The 15,301-nt window shown below is 63.8% G+C and carries 12 protein-coding genes; 8 read left to right on the top strand and 4 right to left on the bottom strand.

Annotation, left to right across the window (positions count from 1 at the left end; all coding sequences use genetic code 11):
• The first annotated feature begins 16 nt into the window (after window positions 1–16).
• From DV733_RS14350 to DV733_RS14325, 6 genes are all read left to right on the top strand, one after another.
• On the top strand, window positions 17–1,273 hold the full coding sequence (locus tag DV733_RS14350) for a Glu/Leu/Phe/Val family dehydrogenase (protein WP_049992673.1): 1,257 nt from the start codon (window positions 17–19) through the stop codon (window positions 1,271–1,273).
• A gap of 196 nt (window positions 1,274–1,469) precedes the next feature.
• Window positions 1,470–2,705, top strand: coding sequence for an alpha-amylase domain-containing protein (locus tag DV733_RS14345; protein WP_237560465.1), 1,236 nt, complete (start codon window positions 1,470–1,472; stop codon window positions 2,703–2,705).
• 138 nt (window positions 2,706–2,843) lie between these two features.
• On the top strand, window positions 2,844–4,985 hold the full coding sequence (locus DV733_RS14340) for an alpha-amylase domain-containing protein (RefSeq protein ID WP_079979352.1): 2,142 nt from the start codon (window positions 2,844–2,846) through the stop codon (window positions 4,983–4,985).
• Window positions 4,986–5,136: 151 nt separating this feature from the next.
• Window positions 5,137–6,900 (top strand): alpha-amylase domain-containing protein, encoded by a 1,764-nt coding sequence (locus tag DV733_RS14335; protein WP_079979351.1) that lies wholly within the window; start codon window positions 5,137–5,139, stop codon window positions 6,898–6,900.
• A gap of 123 nt (window positions 6,901–7,023) precedes the next feature.
• Window positions 7,024–8,835 carry an alpha-amylase domain-containing protein gene (locus DV733_RS14330; protein ID WP_079979350.1) on the top strand — a complete coding sequence of 604 codons (1,812 nt, stop codon included), beginning with the start codon at window positions 7,024–7,026 and terminating at the stop codon, window positions 8,833–8,835.
• A gap of 43 nt (window positions 8,836–8,878) precedes the next feature.
• The gene (locus DV733_RS14325; RefSeq protein ID WP_049992671.1) at window positions 8,879–9,367 is read left to right on the top strand and encodes an SRPBCC family protein; all 489 of its coding nucleotides are present in this window, start codon (window positions 8,879–8,881) and stop codon (window positions 9,365–9,367) included.
• Window positions 9,368–9,380: 13 nt separating this feature from the next.
• On the opposite strand, the gene DV733_RS14320 is transcribed toward DV733_RS14325, so the two are convergent.
• Both DV733_RS14320 and DV733_RS14315 read right to left on the bottom strand, forming a co-directional pair.
• Window positions 9,381–10,265: a universal stress protein gene (locus DV733_RS14320; protein ID WP_049992670.1), complete on the bottom strand. Its 885-nt coding sequence runs from the start codon at window positions 10,263–10,265 to the stop codon at window positions 9,381–9,383.
• A 9-nt stretch (window positions 10,266–10,274) separates the two neighbouring features.
• Window positions 10,275–10,727, bottom strand: coding sequence for a pyridoxamine 5'-phosphate oxidase family protein (locus DV733_RS14315; RefSeq protein WP_049992669.1), 453 nt, complete (start codon window positions 10,725–10,727; stop codon window positions 10,275–10,277).
• A 115-nt stretch (window positions 10,728–10,842) separates the two neighbouring features.
• Between DV733_RS14315 and DV733_RS14310 the strand changes: the two genes are divergently transcribed.
• Complete coding sequence (locus DV733_RS14310; RefSeq protein ID WP_049992668.1) at window positions 10,843–11,742, top strand: DMT family transporter; 900 nt, start codon at window positions 10,843–10,845, stop codon at window positions 11,740–11,742.
• Here the strand turns inward: DV733_RS14310 and DV733_RS14305 are convergent.
• Window positions 11,739–12,539 (bottom strand): RIO1 family regulatory kinase/ATPase domain-containing protein, encoded by an 801-nt coding sequence (locus DV733_RS14305; RefSeq protein WP_049992667.1) that lies wholly within the window; start codon window positions 12,537–12,539, stop codon window positions 11,739–11,741. The genes DV733_RS14310 and DV733_RS14305 overlap by 4 nt on opposite strands.
• A gap of 86 nt (window positions 12,540–12,625) precedes the next feature.
• On the opposite strand from DV733_RS14305, the gene DV733_RS14300 reads away from it, so the two are divergent.
• The gene (locus DV733_RS14300) at window positions 12,626–13,504 is read left to right on the top strand and encodes an aminotransferase class IV (RefSeq protein WP_049992666.1); all 879 of its coding nucleotides are present in this window, start codon (window positions 12,626–12,628) and stop codon (window positions 13,502–13,504) included.
• 243 nt (window positions 13,505–13,747) lie between these two features.
• Here DV733_RS14300 and DV733_RS14295 read toward each other — a convergent pair whose 3' ends face one another.
• Complete coding sequence (locus DV733_RS14295) at window positions 13,748–15,205, bottom strand: MATE family efflux transporter (protein WP_049992665.1); 1,458 nt, start codon at window positions 15,203–15,205, stop codon at window positions 13,748–13,750.
• Window positions 15,206–15,301 lie beyond the last annotated feature (96 nt).

The raw sequence follows: 15,301 nt of genomic DNA, 5'->3' as shown, positions 1-15,301 counted from the left end.
GCTGTCAGTTGGGGGTATGGCAGACGAGGTCAACCCGTTCGAGAGTCTGCAGGAACAGATCGACGACGCGGCGGCCTACCTCGACGTCGATCCCGGCATGCTCGAACGGCTCAAACAACCCGAGCGTGTCCTCGAAACGACGTTATCGGTCGAGATGGACGACGGATCGATCGAGACGTTCAGGGCCTACCGGTCGCAGTTCAACGGCGATCGCGGCCCCTATAAGGGTGGAATAAGGTACCACCCCCACGTCTCCCGGGCCGAAGTCAAGGCCCTCTCGGGGTGGATGGTCTACAAGTGTGCAGCCGTCAATATCCCCTACGGCGGCGGCAAAGGCGGCATCGAGATCGATCCCGACCAGTACAGCGACTCGGAACTGGAGCGGATCACTCGGGCCTTCGCCGAGGAACTCCGGCCGATCATCGGTGAGGACCGGGACATCCCCGCGCCGGACGTCAACACCGGCCAGCGGGAGATGAACTGGATCAAAGACACCTACGAGACGCTCGAAAACACGACCGAACCGGGCGTCGTCACGGGCAAGGCCATCGAGAGCGGCGGCAGCGCCGGTCGGGTCGAGGCCACGGGACGGTCGGTCAGTATCGTCACACGGGAAGCCTTCGGGTATCTCGACCGAGACATCGAAGATGCGACCGTTGCCGTGCAGGGCTACGGTAACGCCGGCTCGGTCGCAGCGCGACTCCTCGACGGCCAGGGCGCTGACGTGGTCGCCGTCAGCGACTCCAGCGGCGCGGTCTACGACCCCGACGGGTTGGACGTCGGGGCCGTCAAGCAGTTCAAGAACGAGACGGGCAGCGTCACTGGATACGACGGCGCGAACCGGGAACTGACCAACGAGGAACTACTGACACTGGACGTCGACGTCCTGATCCCGGCGGCATTGGAGAACGCGATCGACGCCGATCTCGCAGAGGACGTCAGCGCCGATATCGTCGTCGAAGCGGCCAACGGCCCACTGACGCCGAACGCCGACGACGTCCTGGCCGAGCGTGACGTCCACGTCTTCCCCGACATCCTCGCCAACGCCGGCGGCGTCACTGTCTCGTACTTCGAGTGGGTCCAGAATCGCCAGCGGTTTGCGTGGACGGAAGAGCGCGTCAACGAGGAACTTGAACGAATAATCACCGAGGCCTTCGACGACCTGACGAGTGCCTACGAAGACCGTGAGACGCCGAACTTCCGGACGGCGATGTACGTCGTCTCGATCCAACGCGTTCTCGACGCCGCCGAGGAAGCCGGCGTCTTCCCCTGACTGAAATCTGGCCGTTCGATCAAAAATTCCCCACTGTGGCTGTTGATACTTTGTCAGTCACAAGATTACAATTGTATTGACTAATCAAAATTATAGGATGGGGTAAAATAGTGATATATACCCCCACGAATTATGATTGACGTGGATGTTGGGGCACAACATTCGGGGGAACGGAAAGTTCTCTCGTCGAGACGTATTGAAAGGCATCGGAGCAGCAGGTGCGGCCACAGCGACCGGGGCGATGGCGAGCGGGACGGCCAGCGCAGCGATCGGTGATAGCGCCGTCTACCAGTTCTATCACACCCGATGGAACGACGTTCGGAACAGCCTCTCGGACGTAGCCAGTGCGGGCTACGACGCGATTCAGGTCCCGCCGGCCCAGGAGAGTAAGCTCTCGTGGTCAGAGCGGCAGTACGACAGTGAGAAGTTCCAGACGCCGCTGGGATACCAGCCGATCAACCACAAGAACTTCGACAGCGAGTTCGGCACCGAGTGGGAGTACCAGCAGATGGTCGACGAGGCTCACAATCAGGGCCTGGACGTCATCGCCGACGCCGTCATGAACCACATGGCGGCGGGCGTCGGCTACGATTTCCCGTACTTTAGTTATCCGGACTTCCATCACAACGGGGCGATCGACTATTCCGATCCGTGGTCGGTCGAGAACGGTGACCTCGTCGGATTGCCGGACCTCGAACAGGAGTCCAGTTACGTTCGCGGGCAACTCAAAGACTACGTCGACAAGTACGCCGGGCTCGGCGTCGACGGGATTCGCTTCGACGCGGCAAAGCACATGCCCGAGTGGTTCTTCAGCGACTTCGCCAACCAGTGGGCGGACAACCACGGTCTCTACAAGGTGGGGGAAGTCCTCAACGGCGCAACGAGTGTCTGTGACGGCTACGCCCAGACCGGCCAGTCGGTGACGGACTACCCGCTGTACTACACGATGAAAGAGGACGCCTTCCACCAGAACGGCGACCTCTCGGCACTGGACAACGGCGGCTACGTCGATCAGAATCCCTTCGGGGCGATGACCTTCGTCTCGAATCACGACAGCCGGCCGCCCCAGTACGAGAAGCTGGCCTACGCCTACATTCTCACCTACGAGGGGTATCCACGCGTGTACAACCACCGGATCGGCATCTACGACAGCGACATCACGAACCTGCTGTGGATTCGCCGGAACCTCGCGAACGGCTCGGCCGTGACGCGCCACTCGGGACGTGACCTGTACGTCTTCGAGCGTCAGGGCAACCTCCTCGTTGGGCTCAACCGCACCAACAGCTGGAAGTCCAAGTGGGTCTACACCGGCATCGGCGCGAACCGGACGCTCAACGACTATTCGGGCAACGCGGGTGACGTGACGACCAACAGCGACTCCTGGGTCAAACTCTGGATTCCGCCGACTGGCTGGGTCTGTTACGCTCCCTGAGGCCGACCGACTCGTCGCTGTTCGGCTGTTATTCTTTCACTACTCTTCTAAATTGTATTTAATTAGCTTTGTATATGTTAGAATATGATATTGAATATTCAAAATAGTTTATAGGCCCCCCTCTCTTTCGTTTACTCGATGTCGGGGAAAGACCACATCAGTAGTAAATCGCAGACTCGTCGGAACGTGTTGAAGGGGCTGGGGGCACTCGGCGCCGTTGCGGTTGGCAGCAGTTCGCTCAGCGGATCTGCGTCAGCAGCGATCGGTGACAGCGCCGTCTACCAGTACTATCACACCGACTGGAGTACCATCACAAACAACCTCTCTGCAGTCGCGGACGCGGGCTACGACGCGATCCAGGTCCCGCCCGCCCAGTTCAGCCGCCTGTACGAGTACGAACGCGACAGCGACCAGTTCGTCTATCACCAGCCGCTGGGCTATCAGCCCATCGACTTCACGAACTTCGACAGCGTGTTCGGCACCGAAGCCGAATACCAGGCGATGGTGGACGAGGCCCACAATCAGGGCCTCGACGTCATCGCCGACGCCGTTATGAACCACCTCGCAGCGGGTGGGGATTACTTCGATCGGCAGGTGTCGATGGACGACATCCCACGCTTTAGCAGCCAGGACCTCCACCCGAGCTGTTCGATCAACTACAACGATCCCGAATCGGTCGAGGACTGCTGGCTCGTCGGCCTGCGTGACCTCGATCAGTCCTCGTCGTACGTCCGCGGGGAACTGTACAACTACCTCGCGAAGTACGCCAACCTGGGCGTCGACGGGGTCCGCTTCGACGCGGCCAAGCACATGCCCGAGTGGTTCTTCCGGGATTACGCCAACCAGTGGGCCGACGAGTTCGGCCTCTACAAGGTCGGCGAAGTGCTCGACGGAGACCTCTCGGTCAATCAGAGCTACGCCAACACGGGCATGTCCGTCACCGACTACGCGCTGTACTTCACGATGCGCGAGAACGTCTTCCACAGCGGCGGCGACATGAACGCCCTGGAAGGGGCGGGCATGGTCAATCAGTCGGCCACCCAGGCGATGACGTTCGTCTCCAACCACGACCAGGGCCCGCCGGAGTACGAACGCCTCGCGTACGCGTACATCCTCACATACGAGGGCTACCCCAGAGTCTACAACCACCGGCGCGCGATCGACGACAGCGACATCTCGAATCTGCTGTGGATCCGCCGGAACGTCCTCTCGGGGACGGCGACGACTCGACACGTCGACAGCGATCTGTACGTCTTCGAGCGCGGTGACGGACTCGTCGCGATCAACATCGGCTCCAGCTCGCGCAGCCAGTGGGTCCAGACCGGCTTCGGCGCGAACACCGAACTGGCCGACTGTACGGGCACCGTCGGCAACGCCACCACCAACGGCGACGGATACGTCCAGGTCTCGGTCCCGGCACAGGAGTACGTCGTCCTCTCGACGGCCTGCGTCGACGGTGGCGGCGGCGACGACGGCAGCGGTGGTGACGACGGCAGCGGCGGCGACGACACCACTGGGACGACGCTGCAGATCCAGGCTCCGACCGGAAGCGGCGAGTCGGTGTACTTCACCGGTAGCACGAGTACCCTCACCAACTGGGGCGGCGGAATCGAGGGGACCAACCCGAGCGGCGACACCTGGGAAGTGAGCCTCGCCGATACGGGGTCGTTCGAGTGGAAGGTCCGACGCGGTCCCTCGGGCGGCGCCGGTGAGGTCTGGGAGTCCGGTGACAACCACACCAGCGACAACCCCTCGCCGTCGTTCAACGGCTGGTCCGACGGCTTTACTGGCGGCAGTGGCGGCGACGACGGCGGCGACAGCGGCGGCGACAGCGGCGGTGGCACGACCGTCCAGGACGGCGCGACCTACGCCATCCAGAACGTCGCCAGCGGGAAAGCCCTCGACGTCTCGGGGGTCTCGACGGACAACGGCGCGAACGTCCACGTCTGGGATTACCTCGAAGGCGACAATCAGCACTGGACCGCGGAGGCGACGGGCGACGGCTACTACCGCCTGACGCCGAACCACACCAGCGGCAAGTGTCTGGACGTCTCCGGTGGCACGAGCGCGACCCAGGACGGTGCGAACGTCCACCAGTGGGACTACTTCGGCAACGCCAACCAGCAGTGGTCGATCGAGTCGGTCGACGGTGGCTTCCTCCTTCGAGCACGACACAGCGACAAGGTCGCAGAAGCGATGGGCACTGCTAACGGCGACACCGTCCAACAGCAATCCGAACACGGCGGCGACAGTCAGGTCTGGACGCTCACACAGATCTAACTGCCTCGTCACCGCCTCTCAGCATCGATTTTTCGAGCAGCTTTCACTCTACTAGACCATTTCGTATAATACTTCTTATATTTTCTTCTCACTAAATATACTATATAGTATAAGATAATGTTTTACCACGGGGGTGAATAACGCCAGATGGATGTTGGGGAACATCACGGGGGGAAGTGAAGACTTCTCTCGACGAGACGTATTGAAGAGTATCGGCGCAGCAGGCGCAGCCACAGCAGCAGGAGCGAGCTTTACCGGCTCTGCGTCGGCAGCGATCGGCGACAGCGCGGTGTATCAGTATTACCACACGCGGTGGAACGACATTCGCGCGAATCTCCCGACGATCGCGGATCAGGGGTACGACGCGATCCAGGTCCCACCGGCCCAGGAGAGCAAACTGTCGTGGAACGAACGCGATTACGACAGCGAGATCTTCCACACGCCGCTGGGATACCAGCCCGTCAATCACAAGAACTTCGACAGCGAGTTCGGGACCGAATGGGAGTACCAGCAGATGGTCGACGAGGCCCACAACCAGGGCCTCGATGTCATCGCCGACGCGGTCATGAACCACATGGCCTACGGCGTCCCGTTCGATCAGTTCCCGTACTTCAGCTACAACGATTTCCACCACTGGGGTGAGATTAACTACGACGACCCCGAGTCAGTCGAGAAGGGTGACCTCTCGGGGCTGCCCGACCTCAAACAGGAGTCGAGTTACGTCCGCGGGCAACTGCAGGACTATCTGAACAAGTACGCCGACCTTGACGTCGACGGCGTCCGCTTCGACGCGGCCAAGCACATGCCGGAGTGGTTCTTCCGGGACCACGCCAACCAGTGGGCCGACGACCGCGGTCTCTACAAGGTCGGGGAAGTACTCAACGGCGACCCGAACGTCTGCGATAGCTACGCCCAGACCGGCCAGTCGGTGACGGACTACCCACTGTACTACACGATGAAAGAGGACGTCTTCCACCAGAACGGCGATATGAACGCCCTCGACGGCGCGGGGTACGTCAACTGGAACTCCTATCGGTCGATGACGTTCGTCTCGAACCACGACAGTCGGCCACCGCAGTACGAACGCCTCGCGTACGCGTTCATCCTCACGTACGAGGGCTATCCGCGCGTCTACAGCCATCGGATCGGGGTCAACGACGGCGAGATTCGGAATCTGCTGTGGATCCGGAACAACCTCCTGAGTGGCGGCGCGGCCGTCCGTCACGTCGACACCGACCTGTACATCTTCGACCGCGGGGACGCGCTTGTTGCCATCAATCGCGGCAGCAGCCAGCGCAGCAAGTGGGTCTACACCGATATCGGCGCGAACCAGTCGCTGTCGGACTGTACCGGGACGATGGGCTACGTCGACACCAACGGCGACTCGTGGGTCCAGCTCACGATTCCTGCCCAGGAGTACGTCGTCTACTCGACAGCCTGCCACGACGGCGGCGGTGGCGGCGGCTCGGGAATCCAGGACGGGGGGACCTATCGGATCACGAACGTCAACAGCGGCAAAGCCCTCGACGTCGAGGGTGGCACGGGCGCGACTGGCAACGGCGAGGACGTCCACCAGTGGGACTACCTCGGCAACGCCAACCAGCACTGGACCGCAGAGGCGACGGGCGACGGCTACTACCGTCTCACGCCCACCCACAGCGGCAAGTGTCTGGACGTCTCCGGTGGCACGAGCGCGACCCAGGACGGCGCGAACGTCCATCAGTGGGACTACTTCGGCAATTCGAATCAGCAGTGGGCGATCGAAGGCCTCGGCGGTGGCGAGTACGCGATCAAAGCCCGCCACAGCGGAAGATATCTCGACGTGAGCGGCTACTCGACCGACAACGGCGCGACCGTCCACCAGTGGGACTGGCACGGCGGCGACAACCAGCGCTGGACGTTCGAACAGGTCTGACCCGCTGATCGTCCTCTTGTCGAAACTACATTCTTTATTCAATTGATCTAGAAAATATTTATAATATCTGTACTTGGAGAATGGTCTGGGGAAGGGGGAACAGCCCTCTCTCCAGGGGCACACATGGTATCGAGAGACATCGCTACGGACGTATCGCGCAGACAGATACTCAAAGGGCTCACGGGCGCGGCCGCAGCAGGCGTCGCTGGCGTCTCCAGCGCGGGGACGACGGCGGCGGACCACGGCGCAGGTGAGCCGGTCGCGTTACAGTACTTCCACGAGGACTGGCCGACGATCACCGACGATCTGAGTCGTGTTTCCGAGGTCGGGATCGACGCCATCTGGATCCAGCCGCCACAGAAATCGCGGCTCACGCCCGGCCACGAGGTTCGGGACGGCCGTGGGGAGCCACCGTTCGGCTACCAGCCGGTCGACCTGCTGGACTTCGAGAGCGTGATGGGAACCGAAGCGGAGCTACAGACTCTCATCGACACCGCCCACCGTGAGGGTGTCGAAGTGTACGTCGACACCGTCATGAACCACATGGCGGCGGGGATGAACTTCGACAACTTCCCGCAGTTCAGCTGGAACGACTTCCACCATCAGGGTGGGATTCCGACCTGGGCGTACGGCTTCGATCCCGAAGACGATCGCTGTTTCGAGAACGGCGAACCCAGAGATCCCGACCGCATCGAATGCGATCCCGAGCTGGTCGAGAAGGGATCGATCGAGAATCTGCCGGATCTCAAGCAGTCCTCGGAGTACGTCCGCACGAAGCTGTACAACTACATGCAGAAGATCGCGAACACGGGTGCAGACGGCTACCGCTTCGACGCCGCCAAGAACATGCCGGAGTGGTTCTTCCGCCAGCACGCCAACCCGTGGGCCGAGAACGACTTCGGCGGGATGTTCCGCGTCGGGGAAGTGTTCACCACCTCGGTCGAACTCGCCCAGCAGTACGCCGACACCGGGATGCACGTCTTCGACTACCCGCTGTACTTCGCCATCGAGGACGCGTTCAATCACGGCGACATGCGCGTGTTGGAAGGGGCCGGACTGATCGCCCAGGATTCCGCACGGGCGATGCCGATCGTGGAGAACCACGATACGCAACATCCCGACCAGTACAAACTCGCCCACGCGTTCGTCCTGGGCGCGGCGGGATATCCCATGCTGTACAATCTCTACCCCGACGAGATCCTGGGCGACGCCGACTTCCGGAACATGATCTGGGTGAAAAAGAACCTCGCGGGCGGTTCGACGATATGGCGACACACCGACGCGAACCTCGCGATCTTCGAGCGCGAGAGCCACCTACTGGTCGGCCTGAACAACGGTTCGACCACGATTAGCCAGTGGGTCCAGACCTCCTGGAGCGACCAGATACTTCAGGACTACTCCGGGACTGGCGAGCCGATCGCGACCGATTCGGAGGGCTGGGCGTACGTCACGGTCCCGGCCGGCGGCTGGACGTACTACGCACCGACTGGTGAGTCCGAAACGGGCATTCAGGACGGTGCGACCTACGAGATCCGCAACGCCTACAGCGGCAAGTACCTGGACGTCGCGGGCTGGTCGAGCGCCGACGGGGCGGACGTCCACCAGTGGTCCTACCACGGCGGTTCGAATCAACGCTGGACGGCCGAAGCGCTGGACGACGGCTCGTATCGACTGACGCCAGCTCACAGCGGGAAGGCGCTCGACGTGTCCGGTCCGTCGACCGACAACGGCACGAACGTCCATCAGTGGCGCTGGCACGGCGGCGACAATCAGCGCTGGGACATCCAGTCTGTCGGGGACGGTTATCGGGTGTCCTCACGCCACAGCGGGAAGTGTCTGGACGTCGCGGGCTGGTCGAACGCCGACGGCGGGGACGTCCATCAGTGGGAGTGGTACGGCAATTCGAATCAGCGGTGGTACTTCGAGCAGGTCTAATCTGGACCCGTCCGCCTATTTTTGTCGAGTTCGAACGGGAGGTATGGCCACGTACAAGCGATCGGTCCGCGTCGACGCGCCGCTGGACCGTGTCTGGGAGTTTCATTCGAGTGGCGACGGTCTCGTCGCGCTCACGCCCGGGTGGATGAACCTGGAGATCGAATCGGAGACTGGGCCCGATGGTGAGCCCGACCCCGATATCCTCGAAACTGGTTCGCAGATCGTCTCGACGGTCCGACCGTTCGGCGTCGGGCCGCGCCAGCGCTGGGTGTCGGCGATCGTCGAGCGCGAGCGCGACGACGACTACGCGGTGTTCCGCGACGAGATGGTCGAGGGACCGTTCCCACACTGGGTCCACACACACTCCTTCTACGGGGACGGCGACGAAACGGTCGTCCGGGACTTCGTCGAGTACGAACTCCCCGGCGGTGGACTCGGTCGGGCAGCGAGTCCACTGGCCTGGGTGGGCTTCGAGCCGATGTTCCGCTATCGGCACCGGAAGACCAAAGAACTGCTCGAACCGCGACGGTGAGTCTGCGGGGGTGTCACTCCTCGCGGCGAGCGTTGACCGCGAGCACCGGGATTTCGGCGTGGCGGACGATTCGCTCGGTCGTGCTCCCCAGCAGGAATCGCGAGAGGCCGGTCTGACCGGCCGTCCCCATCGCGATGAGGTCGATCTCGTTTGCTTCTGCGTACTCCAGCAGATCACTCGCCGGGTAGCCGTCCCGAACCGCCGTGACGGCCTCCAGCCCCGACTCGCGGGCCTCAGCTGCGACTGTCTCGACGGCTTTCTGACCCGCGTCGCGGCGAATATCGAGGACGTTCGAGGGGAGCGGTTCCTCGCTGCTCAACGCGGCGATATCGACGACGTTCACCGCGTGGATACGAGCGTCGAAAGCCGTTGCGAGCGCGATCCCGTGCTCGAACGCCACGCTTGCGGCCTGGCTACCGTCGGTCGGCAACAGGATATCGTCGTAGCCGCCGGTAACGTCGCTCCGTTCGGTCGCCCGAACCGTCAACACTGGTACGGGTGACTTCCGGAGGACAGTCTCGGTGACACTGCCCGCGACGAATCGCTTGATCCCGGTTCGACCGTGCGTCCCCATCGCCAGGGCGTCGGCGTCGACCTCGGCTGCGTATTCCAGTATCTCTTCGGCGGCCTGCCCACGGCGGAGGGCCGTCTGGACGGTCACGTCGGGCCCGAGTACCGTTTCGACGTCGTCGACGCCCTCACGGTACCGGGTTTCGAGCTGTTCGACGTACGCTTTGTCGACGCCGCCCGCATTGAACGGCCCGGCCGCGTCCGAGACGTCGACCACTGCGAGGACGTGCACGTCGGCGTCGAAAGCAATCGCAAGCTGGCGAGCGTGAGCCGCTGCACGCTGTGCGTGTTCGCTCCCGTCGGTCGGAACGAGGATTGTGTCGTACATGGATCGTCGTCACTCGGTGGTCGGCGAATCGGTGCGTGCAGTGAAGCTCTCGGAGATGAGTCTGGCGAACTCGAACGTGACGTTCCGCGTCGAGGTCCCGAAGATGTCGACGAGCGGAATCTGGACCGAGTCGAGTCCGTCCAGCGCGTCGGTAGTCACGTCCGCTTTTTCGAGGGTCTCGAGGTGCCCACTCGCGACGACGCTCCAGTATCCGAGGTCGTCGTCGGTTCCGTGGACGACGAACGTCACAGAGTGGTCCGCGATCTCTCCCTTTGCCGAGTCTTCGTCGACGGCAAGCCGGAAGTAGAACGTCGCCTCGCTCACGTCGTAGCCGTACGAAACCGGGATTGAGTGCGGCGGATCGCCCCCGTCACCGGCGAACGACAGCACTCCGACACCCCCGTTGCCCAGTAGTCTATCCCGGTCCGTATCGTCTACTGTCACAATCTCAGGGACATCCATAATAGATATTCGTCGCCGGAGACAATAAGTCCGATCCCGCGACGGTCCGGGTCTCGGCGGTCCCCGATCGCGGCCGGTCCGAAACGGTGAGGGCGCTGGCCTCCGAGACTCGACCGTGGTCGACGATCAGCCACCCGTGCCACCGCTGGTGGCGCTCGCTGTCGCCGTCGTCGCGGTCAGCACCAGCGCCATCCTGATTCGCTGGAGTCACGCACCGTCGTCGGTCGCGGCCTTCTATCGCGTCCTGTTCACGACGCTGTTGCTCGTACCCGTCGCAGCCTGGCGCTACCGCGAGGCGTTCGCGCGACTCACTACCCGAGACTGGTTCGTCGCGACTGCGTCGGGGTTGGCGCTGGCCGTCCACTTCGCAGCCTGGTTCGAGAGTCTCGACTGGACGAGCGTGGCGGCGTCGGTCACGCTCGTCCAGACTCAGCCCGTGTTCGTCGCCATCGGAGCCGTTCTCCTCCTGGGTGAGCGATTCAACCGCCGGATGGCCGTCGGAATCGCGATTGCACTGCTCGGGAGCGTGCTTCTCTCGGCCGGTGATTTTCTCACAGGGGGTGTCTTCGCCGGGGCCGACCCACTGTACGGCGACGCGCTCGCACTCCTGGGTGCTGTCGCGGCCGCCGGCTACGTGCTCGCCGGCCGCTCTCTGCGCCAGCACATGCCGCTCGTTCCCTACGTCGTCGTGGTCTATTCGGTCTGTACGGCGGGGTTGCTCGTCTGGACGGTCGGCCAGGGTGCGTCGCTCGGCCCCTATCCGCCGCGAGAGTGGCTCCTGTTCCTGGGGATGGCCGTCGGGCCGGGAATTTTCGGGCACACAGTCGTCAACTGGGCATTAGGCCACGTCGAATCGAGTGTGGTCAGCGTGACGCTCGTGGGCGAGCCCGTCGGGAGCACGCTGCTGGCGCTGGTCTTGCTCGGAGAGGTCCCACCCGCGTTGACAGTCGTCGGTGGTGCCGTGGTCCTGGCCGGGATCGTGCTGACGGCGCGGTCGCGGCCCAAAGCGGATTAGCCCGCCGTCGCTTTCGCCAGTTCGCCCTTGACTGCGAGGACGTCGAAACTGTGATCCGGGCGGATATTCACGAAATCCAGGAAGTCGCTGGCGGTGACGAGCGTCTCGCGATCGCAGATCGCGCCAGCGGCCTCGACGGCCCTGTTCGCGCCGACGATCGGTTCGAGGACGGCCAGCGCGCAGGCGACGTCGTAGGCTCGTGCGTCGGGGATGTTGTCCTCGTCGACGCTGGTCGCGTCGATGAAGTAGAGTTCACCCCGTGAGAGCAGGACGTTCTCGGCGCGGAGGTCTCCGTGGGCGAAGCCGGCCTCGTGCATCTCGGTGAGCCACTCGAACAGCTCCTCGGCGTGGTCGTCGACGGTGTCGGGGTCTGCGTCGTCCAGCGTCTCGAACTCGGGGATGTACTCCATCACCAGCACGCCCAGGCCGTCGAACTCGAAGGCTGCGACCGGTCGTGGGACGTTGATACCTAACTCGCGCATCCGCCGGGTGGCCGCCAGTTCCCGTTCGGCCATCTCGACCGGCGTGTCGACGTGTTCGAAGAATCCCTCCGAGCCGCTCGAATAGGCACCGAGGTTACGGCCCGTCGTCAACAGCGTGTGCACCAGTGAATGCTGCCGAGAGATCGCTTTCACGAAATAGCGGTCGTCGACGACAAAGGGCGTCGACAGCCAGTTGTCGGCGTCCAGAAACTCCACGCGGCTCCCGGGCTGGTCGTAGCGGTCGGCGATCTCCTGGGCGAGCGCCTCCAGGCGATCCCAGTCGATCTGCCCGCGGAGAAGCCGGCGGAGGGCCATATCGCAACTGTGTGTTCGATCGCATTAGCACTTGCGTCACAGCAGGATCCAAAACCCCAAACTCACCCCGTTCCTACGAGCGGGTGATGCAGTATCACGTCGACGGCGACCTCGTGCCGGCCTCGGAGGCGACCGTCAGCGTCCGCGACCGCGGATTCATGTACGGCGACGCGGCCTTCGAGACGATGCGGGCCTACGGCGGGACGGTCTTCGCCTGGGACGCCCACGCCGACCGTCTCGAACGGACTGTGAAGACCCTCGGCTTCGTGGACGCCCTCCCCTCGCGCGAGGACCTTCACGATCGGGTCGTCACGACACTCGACGGCAACGACCTCGACGACGCCTACGTCAAGCTCTCGATCTCCCGCGGGGTCCAGCCCGGGAAACTCACGCCGGGTGAAGCGGTCGATCCCACAGTCGTCGTGCAGGTCGACTCGCTGCCCCGAGGCGGCGTCGAGGGCGAGTCGGTCTGGGACGACTACGCGACCCTCCAGTCCGTGAAGACTCGCCGTGTCCCGGACGAGGCGATCCCGGCCGACGCGAAGACGCACAACTACCTCAACGGAATCCTCGCTCGGCTGGAACTCCGACGGGCGGCGACCGACGACTTTCAAGCGGACGAGGCGCTCATGCGAGATACCGAGGGGCACGTCGCCGAGGGCGCGACGTCGAACGTCTTCTTCGTCGACAACGGGGTATTGAAGACCCCCTCGCGCGAGCAGTCGATCCTGCCCGGCGTCACCCGATCGATCGTGATCCAACTCGCCCAGGAGGAGGACTTCCAGGTCCGCGAGGGTCGCTACACCGTCGAGGACGTCCGCAACGCCGACGAGGCCTTTCTCACCAACTCGACGTGGGGGATCCGCCCCGTCGCGTCTCTCGATGGGATCGAGATCGGGCGCGGGCCGATGACGACCCTGCTCGCGCGACTCTACGACGAACGCGTCGAACAGTTGTGTTACTGACGACGCGTCGATTGGGGGGAACTACTCGTGCACGAGGGCGCTCGCGAGCCGCCGTCGACAACTCAGGTCTCCCGGCTGGACTACTCGCACATGAACGTGCTCGCGAGCCGCCGTCGACACGTCAATCCTCTCCCGGCTGGACTGGCCACGCATGAACGCGTGGCCGTGCCGGCCGTCGACACGTCAGTTCTCCCGGCTGGACTGGCCACGCATGAACGCGTGGCCGTGCCGGCCGTCGACACGTCAGTCGTCTCCGACCTGGGCGTCCGGCCGGTACTCCCGACTGATCGCGCGCCACTTCCCGGTCGCGAACCGGTAGTAGTTGATCGCCGCGGGGATCGTGCTCTCAGCGACAAAGGAGAGGTACAGGCCCCACATCCCGAGGGGCGTCACGGCCCCGAGATACACCAGGGGGATCGCGACCCCGACCATCCCGAGCGCCTGGCTGTAGAACGGCCAGCGCGTGTCGCCTGTCGCATCGAGCGCCCCGGCGATGGTCGCCTTGATCGCCTGCGGGACGATGGCGAGACAGGCCGCGTAGACCAGCGCGACCGCGATGGGGATCGACGTGTTCGCGGGGTCGTCGACGAACAGCCGGACGATCGGCTCGGCGAGTAGCGCTGTCAGAATCCCGCCGACGAGATAGGTCCCGATGGCCAGCCGGGTGATCTCCTTGCCGTAGGCGGCCGCCCGATCCTCGTCTTCGGCTCCGAGTTGCTGACCGACGAGACTCGACGCGGCGAGTCCAAAACCCCAGCCGGGCGTGTTCATCAGCCCCCAGATCCGACGCGCGATGACGTAGGCAGCGACGACGAACTCGCCGTAGAGGGCGACGATCGCCAGCATCGGGAACTGTGCGACCGTCCAGACGCTGTTGCGACCGGCGACGGGGAGGCCGATCTCGACGATGTCACGGATCGTCCCTCGATCGGCGTAGGTCCCCAGCGGCGAGATACACGTGGGGAACTGTCTGGTTCCCGGGATCTGCCGGACGACGAGTCCGAACGCGAAGGTGGCGGTCACGAGCACGTTCGAGAGGACCGTCCCGAGCGCCGCGCCGACGACGCCCATGTCGAGGACGAAGATGAACACGGCGTTGAGCGCGACGTTCGTGATCGCACCGGCCGAACGGATGACCATCGGCGTCCAGGCGTCGTCGACGCCGATGTAGACGCGACTCCCGACGAGGTTCAGTGCCGCGAACGGGACGCCGAGCCCCACGATCTGCAGGTAGGCGCTCCCGAGTTCGATCGTCCGCGGATTGTCCGTGAGCAACGAGAGCAACTCGACCGGGAACAGCCAGTACAGGGCCGTGAGCGGGAGCGTCAGGACGACCGCGAGCAAGACCGAAGAACGGACCGCGCCGCCGATGGCGTCCAGTCGATCGGCCCCGAAGCGCTGGGAGACGAGCGCGATCGAGCCGGCGGCGACGCCGCCGCCGAACGAGAAGGCCAGCCCCCAGAACGGGCCGGCGAAGCCGACGCCAGCGATCGCGAGCGGCCCGATGGCGATCCCGACCATCGCGACGTCGACGGCGTTTTTCGACATCCGGGCGATGCCGGTGACGATGCGGGGCCAGGCCAGTTCGGCCGTGCGCTCGGTCCGCTCGCGGTCGGCCAGGCCGAATCGACCCAGCAAGCTCCCGACAGCGACGATGACGCCGCTGATCGGATTGCTCAGGAACCGAGCGAGCGCGAGCACTACCCGTCGAAGGTGACGGACGAAGCGGGTCGAACGGGGGGACACAGAGTCTGACGGGCCTAGCTGATCGACGGTGTTAGCCGTTTCTATCCCGAC

The organism is Halapricum salinum, assembly GCF_004799665.1.
GTDB classification, from domain to species: Archaea; Halobacteriota; Halobacteria; order Halobacteriales; family Haloarculaceae; genus Halapricum; species Halapricum salinum.
Note: the sequence above shows the minus strand (reverse complement) of the source record. Positions and strands in the feature narration are given on the sequence as shown.